Source organism: Lysinibacillus sp. RS11 (assembly GCF_042019215.1).
Taxonomy (GTDB): domain Bacteria; phylum Bacillota; class Bacilli; order Bacillales_A; family Planococcaceae; genus Lysinibacillus; species Lysinibacillus xylanilyticus_A.
On the sequence record NZ_CP168124.1, the window covers coordinates 4,393,852 to 4,418,568 of the forward strand.

Genomic DNA, 24,717 nt, shown 5'->3' on the forward strand with positions numbered 1-24,717 from the left:
CGCTTTCCTGCGGGAGTCGAGTAGCCCGTAGCTACAATCAGTTAAAAATGGAAATATATCAACAAAATAGTAACGGAAAAATCCATTTATCGCTCAATAAAAAACTATTTTTTCTCTATTCAACACGCCTGCTATTTTAATAAGTAAGAAGCTTTTATTACTTTAGGATATTTAACTTAATGGCACTCAACTCCTCATCAAAAATTTAGAGCGAAACGCCATCACTTGCTAGGATAGCCTCCTGTAATTTCTTTATTGCCTTCCTTTGTATTCTAGATACATGCATTTGAGAAATCCCTAATCGCTCTCCAACCTCATTTTGAGTGAGTTGCTCTAAATATGTAAGCTGAATTATTTGTTTCTCTCTCTCATTTAAAACACTTATTGCATCAGAAATCACCATTCTTTTGTTAGTCATTTCATAGCCGTCATCTTCTTCACCCATAATATCAAATAACGTTACTGGGCTTCCGTCAGAATCTGATTCTATTGATCGATCCATAGAAAGAGCATGGTAACTACGGCTCATCTCCATAGCCTCTAATACTTCTTCCTCCTGCACCTCTAATTGATCCGCGATTTCCATAATAGATGGAGAACGCTGCAACTCAATTGTCAACGTTTCCACGGTTGTTTTAATTCGCGGTCCTAACTCTTTTATCCGTCTTGGTACGTGAACATCCCATGTTTTATCGCGTAAAAAGCGCTTGATTTCTCCCACAATCGTTGGCACAGCGAATGCCTCAAAACTTCGACCAACATTAAGGTCAAAACGTTTTATTGCACCTAGCAACCCTAGCATACCTACTTGAGCAATATCATCACTATATAATTTACTATTCGAATATTTGCGTGCAATCGACTCAACTAAATATTGATAATGAATCACTAAATTTGTTTGCGCTTCATCATCTTCTGTTGACTGATATAATGCAATCCATTTCAATACATCTTCCCTGGATGAAGATTTATGTAATGATTCTTTCGACATTTTTTTCCACCTGCTCTCTAGCGACATATTTTGTCATGAAAACAGTTACGCCACCATCGTTATTTATCATCACCTCATCCATCAAAGTTTCCATTAAATACAGTCCTAAACCACCTTCACGTAGTCCCGCAATACTCTCTTCAGGGTGATACGGACCAATTTTCGACTTTATCTCCTCAAAATTAAAACTATTGCCATAATCCGCAATCATCATTTCTATTTTATTTTCATACAAAGCGCAACCAATAACGATTTCGCCTTCTTCATCATCCTTATAGGCATGATGTACAACGTTCGTTACCGCTTCACTTGCTGCAATTTTTAAGTCCTCGATATCATCATAATTAAATCCGATACGACTAGCTAAACCAGAAACTGTTAATCGAATCACGCTGACAAATTGCGGTTTTGCAGGAACCCTTATCTCAATATAATCAAATTCCTTCATTTTCGTAGTTCCACCTTTTTATCAGTCTCAATATCCATTAAGTCGCTTAAACCAGTAATTTCAAATAATCTTTGTAGTCTATTCGATAAACCGACAAGTTTAACTTTACCATTTTCACGTAATGCTCTTTTATAAAAGGCCACAAAAATCCCCAGACCTGTACTATCCATATAATTCACTTTTGATAAATTCAGCTCTATTTCTAGTCCTTCCGTAATCTTCACTGCTTCTAATTCCTCCCTTAGCCTTGAAGCAGTAAAAGTATCTATTTCACCCTCAACAAATCCGTATAATTTATTATCCATTTCTTTAAAATGTATCATCATATCCATTACAACACACCTCCACCATATTTGTGAGACTATTCTTCTTTTCCCTTAATTACAAAAAAATAAACTTAAATATTTAATTTTTTATAATGACTACCGTAAAATCATCTGATAGTTTAAAATCCAGTATTTTTTCAATTTGCTTATAAAGTATATTACATAGTTGCTGCGCTGATACATGCTTATTCTCCACTATCAATGATGTAATAATCTCACGTGAATTCAAATCCTCCCTCGATCTGAACTCAGTAACACCATCTGTCATCATTACTACGATATCTTTATCTTCTAAAAAAATTTCATTGTACGAATATTTTGATTCAGACAACACACCTAATAATAGTCCTTTCGCTTCCAGAGAGAAAAATTTACCCTGTTTAGCGCTATAATGCAGCGCTGGCTCATGACCTGCAGAGGCATATGAAAAAATACTGTTTTGTATATCCAAGCAACCGTAAAACATAGAGACAAACATACTGTCATCTACACCTTTTTCAATTACTCGATTGATGACTTCTAATACATACGAAGGATCTTTATAAGCGTATTCTAGTGTTTCAAGACCATACTTCACCATTGACATACATAATGCAGCTGGAACGCCTTTACCAACAACGTCTGTCACAGCGACGCTTAAATAATCCTCTCGATCATGCAAAAAATGCACATAGTCTCCATTCATCTTACGAAACGGAATCGATATCATTCCTATATCAATACTCGATAGTTGTGGTACGACTGTTTTAAGTAATGTTTTTTGAATGTTTGTAGCAATTTTCATTTCCATTTCATACTCCGCTTGTATTTGTAGCAGACTTTGATGCTCTCTATGCGCCATTCCGTAATGCACCATTACTTCAATAAGAAAATCATATGCGGGCTGATCTTCACCCACTCTATCCGGAAAGATCTTTCCAACTGCATTTTTATGAATATTTACAACATCTTCAGGCGAAATATTCTTTTGGATTAATTGACGAGTGAAATTTTGAGCAATATACAAATTCTTTTCGCTTTGATCGAACATGTAATCCGACAAAATCTTCTCATATTGAGATTCTAATTGTTTCAATATTTTCACATCCTAACGCAATCGTTTTTCAGCCCTTATCGTCGTACCTTCTCCAACAACCGATTGTATAACCATACTGTCCATTAATCTATTAACGCCTGGTAAGCCTGCACCGAGCCCTCCTGAAGTGGAGTAGCCATCCTCTATCACTTGCCGAACATCTTTTATTCCTGGACCTTGATCCGTTGCAATAACAACTATTTTCTTCTCAACGTCCGTCTCAACTTTTTCAACTTCAATGACGCCTACCCTTGCATATAAATAAATATTTCGAGCTAACTCACTAATAGCTGTGGTGATTCGAGCCTGATCAACAATGCCAAATCCAAGTGCCTTTGCTTCATCACGCCCCAGTTGTCTTGCTGCAACTATATCCCACTCAGTAATAATTTCAACCGAAGACTTAAATGTCACTGTTGTTCCCCCAATTCCTTTCGGAGTTTTACTCTTACACTTTCATTCGACCTACTTGATTATTTTTTATTTCAGGCTCTTTACCAAAAAAATGTACGTGATTACACATTCCACTCTACGCTTTATGAGGGCGTACCTCCCTCGCTCCATGTGTTTTTATATCAGTTAATTTTTTTAATCAAGAATAGATTTTAGTATTCATCCATAAAATTCTATGTATTTTTCCTTAAACCTCTCGGAAAATTTTTCAAAAATCTATTCTAGATATAAATCTTTGCTTCATCTTTAATCTATTAATACCATTTTTGAAAAGTAAATTCAATTTATGGTAAAAAACTATTTAAGCAACAAAAAAAGCATCGAGATGAAAAATCATCCCGATACCTCTATACACATATGTATATCAAAATTTAACAAGCCCTAAACTAATCATCAATGCACCATCAACTTTCTCCATCACAGCGTGATCAAGTTGCGTAATACGATCAGTCAATCTTGACTTATCAATCGTTCGCACTTGCTCAAGCAGAATAACCGAATCACGTTCAAAACCATACTTTTCAGCATTGATTTCAACGTGCGTCGGTAACTTTGCTTTTTGAATCTGTGCAGTAATAGCTGCGATGATGACAGTCGGACTAAATCGATTGCCAATATCATTTTGAATAATTAGCACCGGTCTAGTTCCCCCTTGCTCGGACCCAACTACCGGCGATAAATCTGCAAAAAAAACGTCACCACGTTTTACATTCAAAGTGTCATCCCCCGCTAACGAGACGCTCCACCGTATGTTGTGCTTCATATTCTGCATGCAAGCATTCACTTGCAATCTTCAGATTAATATGAGACATTTCAACATATCCTTTCATCATAGCTTCCCGTATTTGATTTGGTTGCTCCTGCATTAAAACTTTGCGCGACAAAATACGCGCCAAAGATTCACTTTCAATTACTTCCTTTGTTTGTAGAAATAGTCTGTCTTGAACAGCAATTGTAGCTTCTCTTAACCTTTTTTCGTACACAGCAAGCACCTCCAACGGAACCATCCACTTTTTCATTACTACCCATTCTACCATTGAAAGATATTGTTGAAAAGACACGAAATGACACAATATCTTACAATTTAAAGTCCAAGTTGTAATAATATGTTGGTTGTCGAAGGTATATGCCGATACATCCACCTTGCAATATATCACCAATTGTGAATTGCTCAGCTTTTTAGTATTAACATTTTCTCCAGTAGTAGTTCATTTACCAAGTTTTTTTAAAGCATTTGTATAGTATTCATTTGTTTAAAGTAGAACATTGACATTACTTAAGAACACCTATACAAATTCTTTTCCTCTATGGAGAAGAAACTTCTTCTCAGGTGAGGCTAAAGTCAAATGTATAATCTAGGAACTCTTGCTGTAATAATGCATGGTACTTCATAATTAATGGTTTCAAGCTTTCTTGCCCATTCATTCATTGAAATAACATCCTGTCCTTGACGACCAATGAGTGTTACTTTCTCACCTATAGCATATGCTTTCGGCAAGGCAACCATACATTGGTCCATACAAATTCGTCCAACAATCGGCATTCTTTGTCCATCAATTAATACTTCTTGTCCACCTAGTTTGCGAATTACTCCATCAGCATAGCCTACTGGTATTGTTCCTATCCACATATCAGAAGGGGCTACAAATGCAGCTCCGTAGCCAACTGATTCACCTGCTAGTAAATGTTTCACATGTACTAGCTCACTCTCGAGTGAAAACGCCGGCTGTAACGGAAATGGTAAAACACCTTCTACATAAGGAGATGGTGCTAATCCATACATTGAAATACCATATCTAACAGCGTCAAATTGTAAATGCGCATTTTTCACTAAGGATGTAGCCGTGTTTGATGCATGAACAAGTCTAGGCTTTTCAGGCAATACAGTTACACATTTCTCAAAAAAATGTGCCTGGCTATCGAAATATGATTTATCCTCTTCATCTGCTGTCGCAAAGTGTGTAAATATCCCATCAACTTCAGCATTCACCGTATTTTGTATTGTTCGATAAAGATCCAATAATTCATGCTCGGAACGAACGCCAATTCTACCCATTCCGCTATCTACTTTTATATGTAGTCGTAAAGGATTTTCTTCATTAGCTATGAGCGGAGCAGCTTGTTGTACCCATTCATTTGCAAATGCCGTAAGAATTATGCGCTGCTTTGCAGCATATGGTACAAACGAAACAGGTGAGGCACCCAATATAAGTATGTCTGGTTCTTCTAAATGTGCTCGGATATGTAATGCTTCGTCAGGTGTTGCAACAGCAAGCATTGTTGCGCCGGCCTCAAGTGCTGCTTTTGCAACTGCTACATCTCCATGACCGTATGCATTTGCCTTTACTACAGCAATAATTTGAACATTAGGTTGAAGTAGCTTTTTTAAATTTTTCACGTTTTGTTGGATTGCGTGTAAGTCTACAATTGCTTTGGTTGGTCTAAAATACTGCTGTATCTTCATTAGAATACCCTCTTTATTTTTTATTAAAACATTATGTATTGCTTTAATTTCTTTTTATCTATTGTACCCAAGTTATTCTATATTAGACTTTTTTCTACATAACCTCTATCGTATAATATATGGCTTAACATTTTCTAAACAGTTACTATTCATCAAAACTACACTATTTACTTAGCAAGCTACAGCTTTCTTCCTGCAGAAAGCTGTAGCTTGAAGCATTACTTCATACTACTTATCGTCATAGAAGCTGCAACTTCTACCATTTCTTCACGAGTCAATTTACTTGACGCTACAAAGAATGCGACGCCATCTTTTTCCCAGCTAATAGATGTATCTGTAATAGCCCCAATCGTAAAGCCTAAATCAACTGGATCGCCAGGAGTTGATACCGGTAACATAGCATTTCCTTTCATAGCTGGTTGTTGCATTACCGTGAATGCCTTTTCACCTTCGAATGTTAAGATGACACGTTCCATTCCACCATCTTGAATAACTTGCTCCTCCACCATCTTCGCCCAATTCACAACAGGGTAATGTGTTTGGAACTCTTTATATTCGACTTCAGCACCTACTGCTTCTTTTCCTTCTTTTTCATCTTTTTCATCTTTACCTTCGTTGTTGTCTGTGCTCTCTTTGTTCTCTTTGCTGTCTTTGCTATCTTTTACTGGTGGTGCAGCTTGTTCACCTTTTGTTTCATCTTTTTCCGTAAATTGCTCAACCGCATACTCTTTGGCTGCGTGTTGGACACCTAATTTTATATTTTTAAATGAGATACGAATTTGCTCTTCTTTTACATCATTCATAATTACTACGGAAGTTGGTAGCATTGTTTTCTTATCAACTGTTATAACTTGATGAGGCATACTATTTTTATAGCTATTTCTAGTAGCCGCTTCAAATATATATGCTTTCTCTTCCTCTTTCATGACTAAATTTTTATCTTCAGCTAAATCTTCTGCTAGTGCCCCTATTAAATAAGCCTGACTATTTTTCTTTGGCCAATCACTTTGGAATTTATACATTTTGTTTAAAGTAGGTGTGACTACAAAAACTCCATCTGCATTTCGCACAATCATTTGTGAAACATCTTTCCCACTTTCTACTACTTCTACTCGATAGAAATCAGGTTTCGTATGCCAAACTGTTACATCATATTTTCTCGGCTCCCCACCAGATTTAATCTCCATCGTAGCGTTCAACTCATAACCATTTGTCTCTGCCCATTTTCCATTTACTTTCTTCAACACTTTTTCCTGTGAGGTTGCACCACATGCCGATAAAAGTAATATCGTACAAAGTAAGACGAGCCATTTAACTATACGGTTGCCCACGCTTTCACCCTTTCTTCTTTCAAATCCACTACGACAATATATGAACCGTATTTGTCAGTTATGTCTTATGAAGAAAAGGTAATATATTTATCAGAAGTTTATTTACTTTTCAATTGCTCATCATCATAACTCGTGTGGTTGATTACCGTTCTCTGGGCGTTTTCCTGTAGGCGTCCAGTCTTCACTTCAATCAACTTATATAAATGGCATGTGTCTTAACAAATGTCATCCACAACTTTTAGTGTTTTGGTGATGATATGGCGAAAGCTGTGTTTATCATTATTTATTGCAATAAAATTACTTGTGCTGCTGCGTATTCCTTAGTATGGGTAATACTGACAAAACCATTTACAAGTTCTCCTTTAAAATATAAAACTGGGTTGCCAGCTTCCCCTCTTAAAATTTCAATATCATGAAGCTTACATTCTTCACCGATACCTGTTCCTAATGCTTTTGAAAATGCTTCTTTTGCAGCAAATCGTCCAGCTAAAAATTCTATTCTACGAGTTTCTGAATGTGTATCAAACAAAACTTTTTCCTTTTCAGATAAAATGCGATCTTTAAATTTATTTGTTCTCATCATTGCTTTAACAATACGGTCGATCTCTACAATGTCGAGACCAATTCCTTTAATCATATGAACTTCTCCTTTTCCTATTTCCCGAAAGCCATGTATAATAATTGTAAATTGAGGTGGAGTCATGTTTAGTAGAACAGAAAATTTTAAGCAATACACGAAGTATTACCCTGTTGTTTCAACATTAATAGCGATTAATTTAGTTCTTTATGTAATAACTATTTTACCTGGCATAGGAACACTCGTAATGAATTACGGAATCCAAGTGAACTTCCGTGTTGAAAACGGTGAATGGTGGCGTATTTTTTCTGCAATGTTTTTACATGCTAACTTTTCTCACGTGTTCTTTAATATGTTTTCACTGTTTTTATTTGGACCAGAACTTGAAAAAATCGCTGGTAAGGCTCGCTTTATTACGATTTATTTATTATCTGGGATTGTAGGAAACATGGCAACCTATCTACTTCATGAAAGTAGTTATGGAAGTCTCGGCGCAAGCGGAGCTATATTTGGAATATTCGGGGCATTCGGGGCACTTGTATATTATACACGCCGCACAATGCCTATGCTTCGCAAACTTATTTTACCAATCATTATTATCAGTGTTATTATGACTTTTTTACAACCAGATGTAAATGTCTATGCTCACTTAGGTGGGTTAGTAACAGGATTCCTTCTTGGACTCATTTACTTACACCCAAAAAGAATTTTAAGCTGGCGCAAACAAAAGATGGCAGGTAAATAACAATCTTGAAGAGGAGTTTTCTTACGGTGATAAGCTATCACTGGAGAATACTCCTCTTCTGCTTTATGCTAGAGCGTCATCCTCATCTTCTTCAATTTCATATTTTCTTTCGCTTTCTTTATTATTGTTCCATTCAGCTTACGAATCACTTTGAGTCCTCTACCATGATCTACAAAGGCTAGTCATTCTCGCAATGTCTCCCTCAATCTATCTACATCACTTACATCCAGCAATTTAAATGCGCTTTTTTGGATGAACTATATTTAAACAAAATTCCGCATATTCTGTTTATTTCACTACTCTATTATATACAGTTTTTCCCTAAATTTACAGATAAAAAAAGCTAATCCTCATATAAATTGTAAGGGTTAGCCAGATAGTAAATTTAATGTTCATACCAATATAATATTGATTCAGCATCTTGCTGCTCTAAGCTCGGTACATTCCCTGTCATACCAGTCATTCCTGACATTACCGTTGCTTTTATAGACATAACATTTTTTCTTCTTTGGAAATATGTTTGTGTACTTTCAATAGATTGTATACGTTTTTTCTCCATGAAAATTGTTATGCGACTGAACACACGATATTGCATAGTTAATTGCTTTCTATCGATCTTATAACCAGCCGTTTTATGTTGCCAAATACCAAGTAAAATCATTATTGGAATTAACAGCAATGAAAGCAACCCATACGGATATATGAAATAACTACAAGCTCCAATTATAGGTATGAGCCAAATAAAATCAATTCGGTAAAAAAATGAACGAGCTCGCTTTGGTGTACGAATAAACTCTGGACGCCAATTCATCTCTGGGAAGAGCTGTTCTAACGTTTGCAAACAATCCCTTTTCTGAATAAGCGGGAATAGCGTAATTTTTTTATCTTTCCCATCTTCACCGTTTCCTCCAGCACTTTCAACAACTACAGTTGCAAAGCCAAACCATTGTCGCAATGGATTCTCTACAATTCGAATGGCCTGAATTCGATTTAAAGGCAATGTAATTCGCTTTTTCTCAAGCAGCCCTTTTGTAATAATAAGCTTTTCATCTTCAATTCGGACTGTATAATCATAATAATTGATCAGCGTAATGACTACCGACACTCCCCATGCCACAATGAGGATAAGCATCACTATTAGCGCAATTAAAAATACACCAATTTTCACGAAGTCAGCTAGCTCGTGAAAGACCGTTTCATATGGGATTATATCTGAAAACTGAGAGACGGCTGCTGCAAGTCCCGACAACACGACCCCAATACCACCAGAAGTTGTTGCCAATACAAGTAAATCACGTATAGACATATGATAAATCGTCGGAATCGATACTTCCTCTTCTATTGGAAGTAATCGCTCATCAGCTGTTTGTTCAATTACTTGATTTTTTGCACGATGCATTTCCAACTCTATGACATCTGCTGCTGCCTTACGTATTGCTGTTAACTCTACCTCAGGTTTCCCATCCTTACTTCCTGCAGTTTCAACCTGTACCTTTACTAAGCCTAATAAGCGATGTAAAATACCCTCATTGTAATTTAAACTTTGAATACGTTCAAACGGGATGTAACGTTTCTTTTTAACAAACAAACCGTATTTTACACGTAACTCTCCATCTTCAAACCAATAAACAAATGTACGCCATTTAACAATACCACTAACAAGTGAAAGTAAAGCAGCTACTCCCCATACACCGAACAATAAAACCGTCTGAAAGAAATGTTCACTATGAAAATTAAAAGAAAAATTAAAACCATTCGTTACAATAATAATAGCAACAGGTATAATCATGCTTTTCAATGCTTTCGCACTTGTAATAATAGCTGATACTGGGTGTAAACGATTTATTTCCTTAGACATCATCTTCCGCCACCCTTGCTAATTCCGAAATACGTGCACGAAGCCCATCAGCCTCTTCCATGACAAGCGCTGGGATTGTATGTACAGTTGCCGCAGTCGATATTGAAATATTACCCAAACCATATCTTTTTAATATCGGCCCTTGTGTCGTATCAACATGTTGTACGCGCACCATCGGAATGAGTGTACGTTTAACAACAAATAGACCATGTTGCACCTCAATCTCATTTTCACGTACCTCATAGCGCCATCGTTCCCATCTGATCTTTGGAAATAGATAAGCAGATAGGACAGCACTTAGTATGACGACAGCAACTGCAATGAAATAAATAAATGATGGCCATCCAAAATAATAGGTACCGTAGCATACTAACACGGCTATGACTAATAGCAGTAACGTTTGCAATACTCCATATAAACGCCACACGGTTAACCCTTTTCGAGAAATTTTATGAATTGGTTCTGCTCTCAAAGTTGTTCCCTCTCTTTCTATAACTTTGTATACGAAATTAGTAATCATTTTGTTTCGAAAATATGCAAAAAAATGGTTTTACAGCAAATGTTGGGATGGGGCACAATTCGTAGCATCCTCAACTGTTTTGGTGGGCTTTTCCTTTCTCTGTTTTCCAAAGATCCTATCAGGTAAGAAAATCTCTCGCTTTTTATCTGTGTCGGTGTAGATTATTCCTCCACATTCCACATTTTATGTATACTACAACAACTATGATAAAAAAAACCTTACAGTCCTTCGACTGTAAGGTTTAATCATTCTAATAAAGGTCATTTTAATCTTCGTGGCGTCTTGGTGCGCGTGAACGACCTTGTCCACCTTCACGGCGACCTCCGTCACGGCGTCCGCCATCACGACGATTTCCACTTCCACCACGACGATCTCCGCCACGTCCGCCATCACGACGTCCGTTAAAGTTACGATTACCGCCGCGTCCACGATCTCCTCCGCCACGGTTACCAGAACGCTCACGACGCATTGGTAATGGTCGTTCTTCAGTAATTGTTACTGGCGAGTCATCTGGCTCTTTTGTTAATGAACGAAGTGCAGCAGCTACAACATCGATTGCATCATGGTTTTCAAGTAGTTCTGTCGCAAGTGTACGATAATCACCTAAGTTGTTGTTCGCAATAAGACCTTCTAGTGTCTCTAGAGCTAGGCGTTGTTGACCCACTAATGCTTCGTCAGTTGTTGGTGGACGAAGTGGTGTCATACGTTTTTTCGTCGTTTCTTCTACAATACGTAAGTAACCCATTTCGCGTGGTGTTACAAATGTTACCGCAAGACCTGATTTACCTGCACGACCCGTACGACCAATACGGTGAACATAAGACTCAGGATCTTGAGGAATATCGAAGTTATAAACATGTGTTACACCAGAAATATCAAGACCACGAGCAGCTACATCTGTTGCCACAAGAATATCAATTTTATTTTCTTTAAATTGACGTAATACGGAAATACGTTTCGCTTGGCTTAAATCACCATGAATCCCTTCAGCAAGGTAACCACGGATTGATAACGCTTGTGCAAGCTCATCTACGCGGCGTTTTGTACGTCCAAAGATGATTGCAAGCTCTGGTTGGTGAACGTTTAATAAACGAGATAAAATGTCGAACTTTTCACGTTCAGCAGACTTCACAAAATATTGATCAATGTTATCAACTGTTAATTCTTTAGCTTTAATTTTTACGATTTCTGGATCACGCATAAATGTTTCAGCAATTTTACGAATTGCAGGAGGCATTGTTGCTGAGAACAATAATGTTTGACGTTCAGCTGGGACATTTTCTAAGATTGAATTAATATCATCGATAAAGCCCATGTTTAACATTTCATCTGCTTCATCAAGCACCAATGTTTGAACATCTTCTAATTTTAACGTACGACGGTTAATATGATCGATGATACGTCCTGGAGTACCAACAATAATTTGTGGTTTATTTTTCAGTGCACGAATTTGACGGCCGATTTCTTGACCTCCGTAAACTGATAATAATTTCACACGTTTGTCATAACCAATTTTATAAAGCTCTTCTGAAACTTGAATCGCTAATTCACGAGTTGGAGCAATTACTAGTGCTTGGATATTAGGGTTTTTTGGATCGATTTTTTCAATAAGTGGAATACCGAAAGCGGCAGTTTTACCAGTACCTGTTTGCGCTTGGCCTAATACATCGCGACCTTCAATGGCAAAACGGATAGTACCTTCTTGGATTGGTGTTGCTTCTTCAAATCCCATACGCTTTACTGAGCGTAATGTAGATTCGCTAATATTTAATTCTGAAAAATTTGTCAAACTTCTCAATCTCCTTTTTTTGCTTTTAAGTTGACAAATGGTTACATTTTCAGATGAAGTTGTCGGCAAATTCGAGCCTGTGTTGTGGAACGTTTCCGTTACTTAAAAATTTTCTCTACATGAAGTCACATAGAGCTCTCTTATATGAAAAGGAAAGCCCGGTCTTTACCGAGCGGTTCGATTCTGTCGTAATTTTTCACTTTAGAATAAAACCGTTGTGTTCAAAAAAAAGTACTCTTCAAACAAGTATGAAGAGTCTTCGCACAAAATGTATCCATTGCTTACACTAGTCTAACATGGCTTTAAACCGTATGCAACGATAACGCATGAGTCGTAATAATCTGACTACTTTGCGGAGCCCTTTAAAAACAATAAAACCTGCGGAAACCATTCAGAGCAACCTTCATCATAACATATATGATGCTTCCCTTTATCAGAAAAATACAAAGTTTTATCATTCGAGGTTAATGTATTATATAGAAATTGAGCAGTATGATAGGGAACTATACCATCTAATTTTCCCTGTACAATATACACCGGAATTTGGATATCTTTATAATATGGCTCTACCATTCGGACAAGCCTCATGAATTCTATTGTTGACGCTAAAGGTACATTGTTAAACTTATGACGGTAGCGCAAAAACAGCTCATTATTAGACAGATTACGATTGTATGCCTCTGTAGCAAGCATTTTAAAATCTTTGACCAGTTGCCTAGGACTCACATATTTGGCAGCAGCACTTAATAACACGAGCTTTTTAACTTTATAACGCTTGGCTAAGTACAACGCTATAATGCCTCCCATTGAAAACCCAACCACTATTACTTCATCTACCTTTTTGGCAAGAGCACGAAAAGCCAACTCGGCGTCCATCAGCCAATGCTTAGCGGTGAATCCACGCATATGCAACTCTTCTCCGTGCCCTGATAAAGTAGGCTGTTCAATTAGCCAATTTGTATGCGCACGTAAATAGGTAGTAAAAGGTTCTACTTCATAAGGTCCTCCGGAAAATCCATGTATACATAACACACCTACTGACAATTGCTTTCACCTCTAAATATAAACTTAAGATAATATGAAGAAATCGGTGAGAGAGTGTCCCACCGATTTCTTATAATCAGAGAGGGTCTTCATCCCCTCTGATAAAAGTTTCATCTTATTCAGTAAATGCATGTAAAATCGTTTCTAATTTCATACCGCGAGAGCCTTTTAGTAAGATGATGGACTCCTCGTTAGCTTGCTGTATTTTTTCGATAATTGGCGTATAATCATCCTCTACATATAACAAATGATCCGCATCAAAACGTTCTTTTAATACTTCATTTAAATAAGTCATGCGTGGACCAAATAAGCATACATAAGTAATTTCTTCAGCATGGATATCCTCCGATAAGTCTTTATGGAAGCTCTTTTCGTTTGGTCCCAGTTCAAGCATGTCACCTAACACAAGCCATTTTTCTGGGCGAATCGTTGTCGACGCTATAAATTGAATAGCTGCTTTGACAGAAGTTGGAGCTGCATTGTATGCATCATTAATAAATAATGCGCCATTTGTTCCCTGTACTTGTTGCATGCGCATGTCTGTAAGGGCCACTTGTTTTAAGGATGCACGAATTTGGTCATCATTTAAACCTAGCTTTTGAGAAATTAACATAGCAACTAACGTATTTTTCACTTGATGCTTCCCGAGAACTGAAATAAAGAAATCCCCTTCAATCACACCATGTGTAGTGAAGCTACTACCATCAGCAGTAGCCTCAATATTGTCAGCATACAATAGATTACCGTGCTCTAAGCCAAATGCCATTGCATTTAACTGTTGCTCTTGCGTAACAAGCTCCTGAAGCAATGGTTCATCACCATCATAAAATAGCATTCCATCTGATTGCATCCCTTGAATGATTTCAAATTTCGCTTTAGCAATTCCCGCACGTGAGCCTAAATCTTGCATATGAGCTTCGCCAATGTTAGTAATCACTGTCATATGTGGACGAGCAAGTTTCGTTAAAAATTCAATTTCACCAAAACCACTCATACCCATTTCAAGCACGGCAACATCCGTATCTTCATCTAGCTGTAAAATCGTAATCGGCAAGCCTAATTGATTATTAAAATTCCCAATTGTCTTCTGTACTTTAAAGAATGGTGCAAGCGTTCCTGCTAAAATATCTTTCGTGGATGTCTTACCATTTGAACCAGTAATCCCAATAAATTTAGCCTTGTGCTCATTACGATAGGCACTTGCCATTTGCTGTAACGCAAGCTCTGAGTCGTCTACAAAAAGCAATGGTACACCTTGTGGTGGATTTGGTTCATCTTTCTGCCAAAGAGAAGCTCCTGCCCCTTTTTCAAAAGCTTGCAGAACAAATTTATGTCCATTGACCTTCTCCCCACGAAATGGTACGAAAAGATCCCCTTGTTGAATTGTTCGTGTATCAATAGAAATTCCTGATACTACTGTATCGCCAAAAGCTGGTACTTCATCATTTAACCATGCAGCTAACTGCTTCAATGTTTTTTTCAAAATAATCCCACTCAGTCTTTTTTATAGTGAAGCTGTTGTTTTTCTTCAAAACGCTCAATTGCTAAAGTAATCAGACGATTAATAAGCTCTGGATAGCTTACATTTGTATGTTGCCAAAGAAGCGGATACATACTAACAGGTGTAAAACCTGGCATTGTATTCACTTCATTAATAAAAATGCTATTATCTGCCGTCACAAAAAAGTCCGCACGAACTAAACCGCTTCCATCAATAGCTTTAAACGCACGCTTTGCTAGCTCCTGTAAACTTGATACTCCATTCTCAGGAAGCTCTGCAGGAATAATAAGAGCTGTTGAGCCATCTTTATATTTCGAATCATAATCATAAAACTCAGTTACTGGTTTAATTTCACCGGGTACAGAAACTTCCGGGAAGTCATTCCCTAGCACAGCTAGTTCAATTTCTCGAGCTACAATACCTTGCTCAACTACAATTTTACGATCATACTGTAAGGCTATTTCGATAGCCTTCACTAATTCATCGCGATTTGTTGCCTTACTAATTCCGACACTCGATCCCAAGTTTGCAGGTTTCACAAACATCGGCCAATCCAATTTTTCTTCACAGCGAGCAATGATCGCTTCCTGTTCATTAGCCCAGTCGCTACGAATGAAGTACGTATACGGCACTTGTGGTAAACCAGCAATTTCAAATAATTGCTTCATAATTACTTTATCCATGCCAGCTGATGATGCTAACACACCATTTCCTACATACGGCAAATTTAGAACCTCTAGTAAACCTTGAACTGTTCCGTCTTCCCCATTTGTACCATGAAGTAATGGGAAAATTACATCAAATTGTATAGCTTTACCATTATTATCGATTAAAAAATCTGTTATATTATTTTCCAAAACAGTTGCATCATTACCAAATTGTAATTCTTCAATTGTACTTGCTGGTTTTGTTAGACGCTCACCACGGCGCCATTCCCCTTCAAGTGTAATGAAAATCGGATATACTTCATACTCCTCGAAATTCAAAGCTCCAGTGACTGCACGTGCCGTCGACAATGACACCTCATGCTCTGCTGACTTTCCGCCGTATAATAGACCGATTCTTTTTTTCATTTTTGTGCCCTCCACATACTTCTTGAGTACTATTAGTTTATCATGAAACGTCTTGACTAATGACATAAAAATCTCACCGTAATTTTGACGGTGAGATTTGAGTGTATATTCATTCTACGTACAAAATGAGAATGAACGAATCAATTATGCCTCGGCATAATTGCGTCCGAACTTTAACTTCTTTCAGCAGGTTTTTGGACACCTGCTGAAAGAAGTTAAATAATATAAATCAATTCATCGTGCTCATTTTTCAAAATTGTATTTAAATCATCCCATACTTCATCAGGGAAGGTATATTCTGACAGGTTACGAATTTCGATACCATAAGCTACTTTAGGCTTTTCGATTCGATATAATGATAACAGCGCCCCATCTTTAGCAAAAGAACGATAAGCACGCAAAAATTCAGGTGAAATAGAAGGAATACTTGATTTTACTTTCCGACGCCAAAAACCAGTACTACGTTCCTTCTCACGAATTAAACTGTTAAAAACATTGGCAACAAGTAAATCAGAATCACTTAAATGACGAAAATAAATTTTAGTCATCTTCTCTAAGTCTGAAGAATAGTAAACAAATCGATTTTGTAATTTGTTAAAAAACGGTGAAGTAATCGATTCCTTTTTATGACTTATGTAAAGCAATTCTCCTTGTTCCATCGGCGTTAGTTGGTCTAGCCTCTTCTCATCCATGAAGTCTACCCAACACAATTCTTTTGATTCAGCAGCTTTTTTTACAAACCGATGTACTTCCTCATCTGGTATATAATCAAACTGTGTATGCATATTAAAGGAACCATCTTCATAGGAATGTTTTAACAACAGTAAGTGATGCAGTGGTTCAAGCGCAGCCACAAATTGCGAGAATTTAAGCCCGCTAAAAATGACAAATTTATCGACATCATTCATATGAACATAAATATGATACATAAAATCTTCAGCTGACTTCAATTTTTTAGCCACAACCATCACCCCATTCTTCACTACATTATAAGACTAAATTTGATTTTTTTGAAACATTTTCTGCTAATTGTCGTCACAACAATATACACAGGCGTAAAAGTGTTTTTTGCGTTATAATATGAATGTTAAACATGTGAAAGCACATATGTTGTTAACTACTCTAAATGAGCAAATTTAAAAGAATATAATTCTATTCATTTTTTACAAATACCTAAGTGAATTTCAAGCCCTTTGAAAGCAAGCACCGAGCTTCTCGTTGGCACGCTAACTTTGGAATTGATATTTGCCTCATATCTACGGCAGATGCCCACATATAGAGATGGGAGACTTCTGTAACTGACGTTGCACTTTCGGTACAAAATTATCTGTACCTGTCGCTACGCTTTCGGTACAAAATTATCTGCTGAAAGAAGTTAAACTAAAAATTGAATCGGAAATAATTTATATTAAATTTACTTGTGCAGAAATACTATTTTAATATAGGTGGCTTGTATGGAAAATAAACGAAATTTTGCGAGTCGTTTTGACTGGACGCTCGCTTTTATACTTCTTACCTTCTTAGTCATAAGTTTGTTAGCCATTGCATCGGCGCAAACATCAGGTCAATATGGCACAAACTTTGTCCCTAAACAATTACAATGGTACGTCATTGGCGCGGTTATTATTAGTATTGTTATGTTTTTCGAGCCTGACCAATATAAAAAGATGTCATGGTATATGTACGGTTTTGGCATCGCCTTATTAGTACTACTTATCTTCATGCCAGAAGGAACAGGACAAATCGGTGAAAAAATTAATGGTGCTAAAAGCTGGTATCATACACCACTTGGAAATATACAGCCTTCTGAGTTTATGAAAACCTTTTACATTTTAGCACTTGCTCGACTTATTAGTAAGCACCACGAAGTCCATCCTTTTAAATCAATAAAAACGGACTTTTTATTGCTAGGTAAAATGGCGCTCACACTGGCAGTACCTTTAGCTCTTATTTTGGAGCAACCTGACCTTGGTTCAGCACTTGTATTCTTTGCCATTACGGCTGCTCTCATTATTGTAGCAGGGGTATCATGGAAAATCATTTTACCGATTTTTGTAGGTGGAGCTGCAGTAGGTGGTACTTTTTTATGGATGGCACTCTATATGCAGGATTTTTTAGAACAAGCATTCGGCTTGAAACCGTATCAGTTTGCTCGAATCTATTCTTGGTTAGATCCCTATTCATATTCTTCTAGTGAGGGATACCATTTAATTACTTCCCTAAATGCCATTGGTTCAGGTGAGATTTTCGGGAAGGGTTTCAAAGGTCGTGAAGTTTACGTTGCCGAAGGTCATACCGATTTTATTTTCACAGTTATTGGAGAAGAATGGGGTTTTGTTGGTGCTAGTTTCGTTATTTGTATGTTCTTTTTATTAATCTATCATTTAACAAAAACTACACTATTATTGAAAGATCCATTCTCAACATATGTATGTGCTGGTATTATTGCCATGATTACATTCCATGTATTCGAAAATATCGGCATGACTATTCAATTATTACCTATTACAGGTATTCCTCTACCGTTTATTAGTTATGGAGGAAGTTCATTAATGGGGAATGCACTTGCCATAGGGCTTGTTTTTAGCATGCGCTACCACTATCGTACCTACATGTTTACCACTCACGATGATGATGATTAAATAGTCCCTAAAGTAGAATGATAGATATAGAAAATGGGTAGTCTCTATAATTGAGACTACCCATTCTCATTTGTAAACGAGTTAAGCTTGAACTTGCGGAGTTTGTGTTGGTGGTGTTAGCACTTTTAAAAGTTCAAGTCGAGACTTTGTTACAGTGGCTGTTACACCCAACTTCGATAAATTCGAAACAATCTTTTTCAAATCTACTTCTTTTGTCATACATTCCACCTCAATCTTTCCTCGATTTTATAAACGTTTTATTTCCAAAAAAGTTTCATTTTTGCATGTGTATGATGTCTGACAAGATTATTCATCCCTTATCATACCATTTAACTCAGCTTTAAAATTTTTCATTTTTGTTACAATGTAAAATTTTTCTTTTCACTATTTACCATAAATCACTAGCGTCGCATTAATATAATTCAACGCATTTTAAAAAACTGAATTTTCTGCAATATTATCCATGCATAAAAAAAGCCTTTATAATGGTTGGGTGATAGTAAACCATCCAAATCCAAAATAAAGGACATAAGCATGGATAAGTTTACACGAAAAACATCATTTGAACAATGGTTTTCACCTATTTCTTCTACACAAATGGAGAAATTAGTTGAAATTCATCAATTAAATTACTATACAAAGAAGCTTCACATCGCTTCATTCTTGAAATTATTACTGTTTGCGCAACTGAATGAAACCGAAAGTCTACGTGCTATTAGTGACACGCTATTATCAGACGACTTACAAAAAGCAACGTATTTAGAGTCCATCAGCTTTTCGCAGTTAGGTCGGCGATTAACCCAAGTGCCAACTGAGTTTTTCCAACGAATTTTTCTAGACTTAGTCGAGCAAATTCATGAGAAAATGAATTTTGAGCATAGGCGAAAAACCACAACACCACTGAAAATCATTGATTCCAGCACAATGCCATTAAACTTAAACAACCATAGATGGGCTGAATTCCGTAAAACAAAATCAGGTGTGAAGTTACATTTGCGCCTTGTTTACCTAGAAAAAGGTTGTTCCTACCCTGATAAAGCGGTGTTGACGAATGCGAAAGAACATGATCGTGGTCAGCTTGAAATTCTCATTGATGACACGGAGTGCATGTACGTGTTTGACCGAGGTTACTTAGATTATGAGCGCTTTGATCGCATGACAGATGACGGATTTTTCTTTGTCTCACGCTTACGAAAAAACGCTGTAACACGTGTGGTTGAATCATTTGAAGTACCTGAACAGTCATCGGTGTTATCGGATGAAATGATTCTGATTGGCAACACGCAAAATCGCGCTGAAAATGTATTTCGCCGTATCGAAGTACTGGATCCAAACGGTAAAGAACTACATCTGATGACGAATCGTTTTGATTTAAGTGCAGATGAGATCGCTGAACTGTATAAGTCACGCTGGGCAATCGAACTGTTTTTCAAATGGATGAAACAGCATCTGAACATTAAAAAGTTCTACGGGCAAAGCGAGCAAGCTGTGCATAATCAGGTATACATCGCAATGATCGTTTACTGCTTAAACGTGCTAGCAAAGCTTCACACAAACAGTTCACGGACATATTTACAAATTAGTAGGTACTTAAAAGCAACACTATGGAAACCAGCACGTATTTGGCTTCGAAAAATCGAAGGAAATACGGTACCCTAAGGATTTTGAACTGCAGTTGCCCTAGTCAAAGGTTATAGTAAAAAAATGGATGTTTACTATCTCTACTTAAGCGTCTTTCATTTTCTTCAAAAACGGAAGAATTAGAAAACAGAAAATTCAGTTAAAATTCATGCGACGTTAGTGACCATAAATATCAAAAATCAAACCTACAAATACCGATATACCTTCTAGTAATATACCCCAGAAATAAGTTAATACACTATGCGACAATCGATACAAAAAACTAAAAATGGGTGAATTGATTGTGAATTCGTCATTATTTTTTTAGCATCAATATAGTTCCAGTGTTAACAGTCTGCATTTTTTTATACATTATACTATCAATATTGCCTTGCGTCCGGAGGTTTTAAGGACTCCTGTACCTGTCGCTACGCCTTCGGTACAAAAGACATTTGTAACTGCCGTTTCACTTACGTTACATAAAAACACTTGCTGAAAGAAGTTAAATGTAAGCCATTATTAAGCATTAAAAGTGTTTTATTCTCCGTCTCCTTGTAATAACAAGAACAAGAGAGGTAGAATATACATACTAAAATATCGTATGAAAGCAGGGTCTGTATGAAAAAAGCCATTTTATTATTAATGTCTGTTCAATTCCTCGTCTATCTAGGATTTGGAATTATTATTCCTGTCTTACCAGAGGTTGTTGTTCAACAAAACTGGAATGATATACACGTTGGTGGTTTACTAACTGTGTACTCACTTGCAAGCTTCTTCACTGCACCACTTTGGGGCATGCTATCCGATAAAGTAGGACGGAAGCAACTAATTTTAATGGGCTTAGTTGGTTTTAGTCTAAGCTTTGTTATTTTCTCATTATTTATAGATAATCTAGCCATTTTATATGTCTCACGTGTTGTGGGTGGTTTATTCTCGGGTGCACTGTATACAGCTGTAACAGGCTTTATAGGTGATATGTCGAGTGAGGAGGATCGCAATAAATACATGGGTCTCATGGGCATGTCCATCGGGCTTGGTTTTATTTTCGGTCCAGCAATTGGTGGTATGCTCGGACACTATAGCCTGCAACTACCATTTATCGCTTCAGCAATACTAATTGCACTATTATTTATTTATGCAAGTTTCGTCTTAAAAGAACCTGAAAAACGAAAAGATACAAATAAACGTGCAATTGTGCCAAAAGGTGCTGGAACAATGCTGCAATACCGTGTACGTTACTTATTTATGTTCTCATTTTTAGTTACTTTTATGCTGGCGGGAGTAGAAGCTACATTCCAGTTGTTCCAAATTGAAAAAATTCAAATTACACCACTACAAATTGGTTATTTATTTATGTTTAGCGGCTTTGTAGATGCAGCTATTCAAGGTGGCGTTGTAAGACGCATTAAAAACGGAAGCGAAACAAATTGGTTAATAGGTGCACAAATTTTGACAGCTACCGGTATGCTTTTATTCACATTAACAACTAACTTATTTACGGCAGGCCTTGCCCTATGTGTCTTTACAGCGGGTAATGCACTTGCTAGAACATGTGTCGTTTCTCTTTCATCAAAAGAGTCAGGTGGCCAATATGGGACTGCTGCAGGCCTTTCTTATTCTATGGATAATTTAGGGCGCATCCTTGGTCCACTATTTTTCACATGGTTATTTACAGTTCAAGCTAATATCGGTTACTATACTTCGGCAGCAATAGCCATTGTTTCAATAAGTTTAATTTTTATCTATAAAGCTTCAAAAAAATCTTTACGACTTGAATAATTTGTGGATAAAAAGCCGTTACTTAATAGTAATTTAAAGTATATAGTACACTTCAAGGAATATTTAACTTCTTAAAGCGGAATATCGGAGGGCCTGTATGAACAAAACAACAAATCTTTTACTTCCCAAAGAGCTAGAATCGTTTCGTTTTGAAATTGAAGATACACTTCTTTCGGCGATGATTATCACACCATACAAACGTTCAACTACGTTAACGGAAAGTAAATTTGCTGGGGAACCTTATTTACCCTATTACCAGGCATATCCGAAAGATATTACAGGTGAGCCCATGCGGCTATTAGCTCAAATTAACTTTGCAGAAATGCCACCATTAAAGGATTTCCCATCTCAAGGGATTCTGCAATTTTTTATTTCATCCAATATTTTCGTGAACGCTGATCATTATCATGAGGATATTTTCCAGCAATTTTATAAAATACGTTTTTACCCTACCATAAATTCCGAAGCGGAAGTTCCAAGACAGGAATTTTTAGCACAAGCAGCAGATGATTGGTTCCCTATACATCAGGAGTTAGCTTTACAATTCCAACCAATCCAAGAACCTGTTTCTGCTTTAGATTATCGTGCGATATACTATTTACCAAACTTAATCCCTCCACAAGAAGACGTTGATTTACAGGAGATTTATCTACAATATTTTTTAGGAGCAGGAGCTAAAATTGGTGGCTATGCCTATTTTTTAGAGGAAGATATTCGCCACCAATCGCAACTCCTCCAACGATATGATGTGCTATTGCTCCAAATCGATTCTCATGATGAAATCGGTATTATGTGGGCAGATAGTGGAGTTGGGAAATTTTTCATCAATCGTAATAAGCTACTTCAAAAAGATTTCTCTGATATTTTGTTTCAATGGGAGCATTACTAAAAGGATTACCTCGCTTAGTTTTCGAGGTAATCCTTTTCAATGCTTATTACAAATTTCATATCTTCTTTCCATCTGTAAAGTAAGTTATACTAAATATATTGCAAAAATATAGTTAAGGCAGGTGTAGGAATGAGCATTTTTACAGATTTTGGATATACAATACCTTTAATTATGTTTATAAATATTTTAGCAGCAATGGTCATAATTTTTTTAGAACGTAAAGATGCTACTTCTACATGGGCATGGATTCTCGTATTATTTTTCATTCCAGTAGGTGGGTTTGTTTTATACTTACTGCTCGGGCGACAACTACGAAAAAAGCATTTGTTCCGTTGGGAAGGACGCAAGGATATTGGGATTGATAGCCTCATTAGCTATCAGACGGAAGCGATTCGAGATGATACATTCGAGTTTCGTATCGAAAATGCGGAAAACTATAAAGAAATGATTTATATGCATCTTAAAACAAATAATGCGGTGTTAACGCAAGACAACCACATTGAAATTTTTGATGATGGTGCTGATAAATTTGAGCAACTTCTTAAAGATATCGAGGCAGCGAAGGATCATATTCACATTCAATATTATATTTTCCGTCTAGATAATTTAGGTACACGCATTGTTGATAAACTTACTAAGAAAGCAAAGCAAGGAGTAAAGGTTCGGCTCTTGTATGATGAAATGGGCTCACGTAATGTTAAAAAACGCCATTTCAAGGAATTACTTAATGCAGGTGGTGAAGTTGAAGTATTTTTCCCATCCATTTTCCCACTGCTTAATCCTCGTTTAAATTTTAGAAATCACCGAAAAATCGTTGTGATTGATGGCCGTATTGGCTATATCGGTGGCTTTAATGTTGGAGATGAGTATCTTGGGCTACAGAAGAAGTTTGGTTATTGGAGAGATACACATTTACGTATTGAGGGTAGTGCCGTACATCCATTACAAACACGCTTTTTACTTGATTGGAATCAAGCATCCGATCAACAGAAAATGGGTTACTCAGATCGTTACTTCCCTGCCATTCCCCAAAAAGGCGATGTGGGCTTACAAATCGTTTCAAGTGGACCCGATTCTGACTGGGAACAAATTAAAATTGGTTATTTAAAGCTTATTAACATGGCAAAAAAATACATTTATATCCAAACGCCATATTTTATTCCTGATGTTAGTTTTTTAGATGCTATTAAAATTGCGACGCTATCAGGCATTGATGTAAGAATCATGATTCCAAATAAGCCTGATCATATGTTTGTTTATTGGGCTACCTACTCATACGTTGGAAAATTATTGAATGCAGGGGCAAAAGTTTATATTTACGAAAAGGGCTTTATCCATGCTAAAGCCATTATTATTGACGATGAAGCATCTTCAGTCGGAACTGCAAACCTTGATGTGCGAAGTTTCAGCTTAAACTTCGAAGTTAATGCCTTTATTTATGACTCAAAGGTTTCACATCAGCTTGCCGAGCTGTTTGAGAAGGATATTTTCGATTGTACTGAATTAACTTGGGAAATGTACCAAAATCGTTCTTCACTTATTAAATTTAAAGAATCAATTTCACGTTTACTAACACCTATTTTGTAGAACAT

General features: G+C 36.8%; 24 protein-coding genes. 6 read left to right on the forward strand and 18 right to left on the reverse strand.

The features are described from left to right. Positions 1–205 precede the first annotated feature (205 nt). From sigB to acpS, 10 genes are all read right to left on the reverse strand, one after another. Entirely contained in the window at positions 206–991 is a 786-nt protein-coding gene (gene sigB, locus AB9L17_RS22650; RefSeq protein ID WP_068986761.1) for an RNA polymerase sigma factor SigB, read from the reverse strand. Beyond that, positions 969–1,439 (reverse strand): anti-sigma B factor RsbW, encoded by a 471-nt coding sequence (rsbW, locus tag AB9L17_RS22655; RefSeq protein WP_068986760.1) that lies wholly within the window; start codon positions 1,437–1,439, stop codon positions 969–971. The genes sigB and rsbW overlap by 23 nt, the downstream gene beginning before the upstream one ends. Next, positions 1,436–1,771: an STAS domain-containing protein gene (locus AB9L17_RS22660; RefSeq protein ID WP_068986759.1), complete on the reverse strand. Its 336-nt coding sequence runs from the start codon at positions 1,769–1,771 to the stop codon at positions 1,436–1,438. The genes rsbW and AB9L17_RS22660 overlap by 4 nt, the downstream gene beginning before the upstream one ends. A gap of 73 nt (positions 1,772–1,844) precedes the next feature. Beyond that, entirely contained in the window at positions 1,845–2,840 is a 996-nt protein-coding gene (locus tag AB9L17_RS22665) for a PP2C family protein-serine/threonine phosphatase (RefSeq protein WP_083227127.1), read from the reverse strand. 12 nt (positions 2,841–2,852) lie between these two features. Further along, complete coding sequence (locus AB9L17_RS22670; RefSeq protein WP_068986758.1) at positions 2,853–3,254, reverse strand: anti-sigma regulatory factor; 402 nt, start codon at positions 3,252–3,254, stop codon at positions 2,853–2,855. Positions 3,255–3,657: 403 nt separating this feature from the next. Beyond that, complete coding sequence (locus tag AB9L17_RS22675; protein ID WP_008177055.1) at positions 3,658–4,008, reverse strand: type II toxin-antitoxin system PemK/MazF family toxin; 351 nt, start codon at positions 4,006–4,008, stop codon at positions 3,658–3,660. Between the two features lie 4 nt (positions 4,009–4,012). Next, positions 4,013–4,300 (reverse strand): hypothetical protein, encoded by a 288-nt coding sequence (locus tag AB9L17_RS22680; RefSeq protein ID WP_068986764.1) that lies wholly within the window; start codon positions 4,298–4,300, stop codon positions 4,013–4,015. A gap of 335 nt (positions 4,301–4,635) precedes the next feature. After that, positions 4,636–5,757 (reverse strand): alanine racemase, encoded by a 1,122-nt coding sequence (gene alr / locus AB9L17_RS22685; RefSeq protein WP_223553942.1) that lies wholly within the window; start codon positions 5,755–5,757, stop codon positions 4,636–4,638. 218 nt (positions 5,758–5,975) lie between these two features. Continuing rightward, positions 5,976–7,088 carry a LolA family protein gene (locus AB9L17_RS22690; protein ID WP_375199820.1) on the reverse strand — a complete coding sequence of 371 codons (1,113 nt, stop codon included), beginning with the start codon at positions 7,086–7,088 and terminating at the stop codon, positions 5,976–5,978. Positions 7,089–7,371: 283 nt separating this feature from the next. After that, on the reverse strand, positions 7,372–7,725 hold the full coding sequence (gene acpS, locus AB9L17_RS22695) for a holo-ACP synthase (RefSeq protein WP_068986755.1): 354 nt from the start codon (positions 7,723–7,725) through the stop codon (positions 7,372–7,374). 64 nt (positions 7,726–7,789) lie between these two features. Here acpS and AB9L17_RS22700 point away from each other — a divergent pair, with 64 nt between their 5' ends. After that, positions 7,790–8,410 carry a rhomboid family intramembrane serine protease gene (locus AB9L17_RS22700; protein WP_223553946.1) on the forward strand — a complete coding sequence of 207 codons (621 nt, stop codon included), beginning with the start codon at positions 7,790–7,792 and terminating at the stop codon, positions 8,408–8,410. 385 nt (positions 8,411–8,795) lie between these two features. Here AB9L17_RS22700 and AB9L17_RS22705 read toward each other — a convergent pair whose 3' ends face one another. The 7 genes from AB9L17_RS22705 to AB9L17_RS22735 form a co-directional block, all read right to left on the reverse strand. Next, on the reverse strand, positions 8,796–10,268 hold the full coding sequence (locus tag AB9L17_RS22705) for a PH domain-containing protein (protein WP_375199821.1): 1,473 nt from the start codon (positions 10,266–10,268) through the stop codon (positions 8,796–8,798). Further along, entirely contained in the window at positions 10,261–10,740 is a 480-nt protein-coding gene (locus AB9L17_RS22710) for a PH domain-containing protein (RefSeq protein ID WP_068986752.1), read from the reverse strand. Before AB9L17_RS22710 ends, AB9L17_RS22705 begins: the two co-directional genes overlap by 8 nt. 313 nt (positions 10,741–11,053) lie before the next feature. Then, a complete protein-coding gene (locus AB9L17_RS22715; RefSeq protein WP_068986751.1) occupies positions 11,054–12,577 on the reverse strand; it encodes a DEAD/DEAH box helicase in 1,524 nt (507 codons plus the stop codon). A 345-nt stretch (positions 12,578–12,922) separates the two neighbouring features. Further along, complete coding sequence (locus tag AB9L17_RS22720) at positions 12,923–13,621, reverse strand: alpha/beta hydrolase (RefSeq protein ID WP_068986750.1); 699 nt, start codon at positions 13,619–13,621, stop codon at positions 12,923–12,925. A gap of 115 nt (positions 13,622–13,736) precedes the next feature. Continuing rightward, complete coding sequence (locus tag AB9L17_RS22725; RefSeq protein WP_375199822.1) at positions 13,737–15,104, reverse strand: UDP-N-acetylmuramoyl-tripeptide--D-alanyl-D-alanine ligase; 1,368 nt, start codon at positions 15,102–15,104, stop codon at positions 13,737–13,739. 11 nt (positions 15,105–15,115) lie between these two features. Beyond that, positions 15,116–16,195: a D-alanine--D-alanine ligase gene (locus tag AB9L17_RS22730; protein ID WP_068986748.1), complete on the reverse strand. Its 1,080-nt coding sequence runs from the start codon at positions 16,193–16,195 to the stop codon at positions 15,116–15,118. 215 nt (positions 16,196–16,410) lie between these two features. Next, entirely contained in the window at positions 16,411–17,163 is a 753-nt protein-coding gene (locus tag AB9L17_RS22735) for a hypothetical protein (RefSeq protein ID WP_068986747.1), read from the reverse strand. Between the two features lie 486 nt (positions 17,164–17,649). Here AB9L17_RS22735 and AB9L17_RS22740 point away from each other — a divergent pair, with 486 nt between their 5' ends. Next, complete coding sequence (locus tag AB9L17_RS22740) at positions 17,650–18,837, forward strand: FtsW/RodA/SpoVE family cell cycle protein (RefSeq protein WP_223553951.1); 1,188 nt, start codon at positions 17,650–17,652, stop codon at positions 18,835–18,837. 81 nt (positions 18,838–18,918) lie between these two features. Here AB9L17_RS22740 and AB9L17_RS22745 read toward each other — a convergent pair whose 3' ends face one another. Continuing rightward, on the reverse strand, positions 18,919–19,056 hold the full coding sequence (locus tag AB9L17_RS22745) for an Lmo0850 family protein (RefSeq protein ID WP_004232019.1): 138 nt from the start codon (positions 19,054–19,056) through the stop codon (positions 18,919–18,921). A gap of 315 nt (positions 19,057–19,371) precedes the next feature. Here AB9L17_RS22745 and AB9L17_RS22750 point away from each other — a divergent pair, with 315 nt between their 5' ends. From AB9L17_RS22750 to cls, 4 genes are all read left to right on the forward strand, one after another. Beyond that, on the forward strand, positions 19,372–20,496 hold the full coding sequence (locus tag AB9L17_RS22750; RefSeq protein ID WP_375199823.1) for an IS4 family transposase: 1,125 nt from the start codon (positions 19,372–19,374) through the stop codon (positions 20,494–20,496). A 579-nt stretch (positions 20,497–21,075) separates the two neighbouring features. Further along, entirely contained in the window at positions 21,076–22,236 is a 1,161-nt protein-coding gene (locus AB9L17_RS22755) for an MFS transporter (RefSeq protein ID WP_223553953.1), read from the forward strand. A 97-nt stretch (positions 22,237–22,333) separates the two neighbouring features. Continuing rightward, positions 22,334–23,125: a YwqG family protein gene (locus AB9L17_RS22760; RefSeq protein ID WP_068986744.1), complete on the forward strand. Its 792-nt coding sequence runs from the start codon at positions 22,334–22,336 to the stop codon at positions 23,123–23,125. Positions 23,126–23,254: 129 nt separating this feature from the next. After that, positions 23,255–24,712, forward strand: coding sequence for a cardiolipin synthase (gene cls / locus AB9L17_RS22765; RefSeq protein WP_068986743.1), 1,458 nt, complete (start codon positions 23,255–23,257; stop codon positions 24,710–24,712). Positions 24,713–24,717 lie beyond the last annotated feature (5 nt).

Bases quoted from the DNA above. Each gene is read 5' to 3' on its own strand.
- sigB (WP_068986761.1), bottom strand. From the start codon at position 991: ATGTCGAAAGAATCATTACATAAATCTTCATCCAGGGAAGATGTATTG.
- rsbW (WP_068986760.1), bottom strand. From the start codon at position 1,439: ATGAAGGAATTTGATTATATTGAGATAAGGGTTCCTGCAAAACCGCAA.
- AB9L17_RS22660 (WP_068986759.1), bottom strand. From the start codon at position 1,771: ATGGATATGATGATACATTTTAAAGAAATGGATAATAAATTATACGGA.
- AB9L17_RS22680 (WP_068986764.1), bottom strand. From the start codon at position 4,300: ATGGTTCCGTTGGAGGTGCTTGCTGTGTACGAAAAAAGGTTAAGAGAA.
- alr (WP_223553942.1), bottom strand. From the start codon at position 5,757: ATGAAGATACAGCAGTATTTTAGACCAACCAAAGCAATTGTAGACTTA.
- acpS (WP_068986755.1), bottom strand. From the start codon at position 7,725: ATGATTAAAGGAATTGGTCTCGACATTGTAGAGATCGACCGTATTGTT.
- AB9L17_RS22700 (WP_223553946.1), top strand. From the start codon at position 7,790: ATGTTTAGTAGAACAGAAAATTTTAAGCAATACACGAAGTATTACCCT.
- AB9L17_RS22705 (WP_375199821.1), bottom strand. From the start codon at position 10,268: ATGTCTAAGGAAATAAATCGTTTACACCCAGTATCAGCTATTATTACA.
- AB9L17_RS22730 (WP_068986748.1), bottom strand. From the start codon at position 16,195: ATGAAAAAAAGAATCGGTCTATTATACGGCGGAAAGTCAGCAGAGCAT.
- AB9L17_RS22735 (WP_068986747.1), bottom strand. From the start codon at position 17,163: ATGGTTGTGGCTAAAAAATTGAAGTCAGCTGAAGATTTTATGTATCAT.
- AB9L17_RS22740 (WP_223553951.1), top strand. From the start codon at position 17,650: ATGGAAAATAAACGAAATTTTGCGAGTCGTTTTGACTGGACGCTCGCT.
- AB9L17_RS22745 (WP_004232019.1), bottom strand. From the start codon at position 19,056: ATGACAAAAGAAGTAGATTTGAAAAAGATTGTTTCGAATTTATCGAAG.
- AB9L17_RS22750 (WP_375199823.1), top strand. From the start codon at position 19,372: ATGGATAAGTTTACACGAAAAACATCATTTGAACAATGGTTTTCACCT.
- AB9L17_RS22755 (WP_223553953.1), top strand. From the start codon at position 21,076: ATGAAAAAAGCCATTTTATTATTAATGTCTGTTCAATTCCTCGTCTAT.
- AB9L17_RS22760 (WP_068986744.1), top strand. From the start codon at position 22,334: ATGAACAAAACAACAAATCTTTTACTTCCCAAAGAGCTAGAATCGTTT.
- cls (WP_068986743.1), top strand. From the start codon at position 23,255: ATGAGCATTTTTACAGATTTTGGATATACAATACCTTTAATTATGTTT.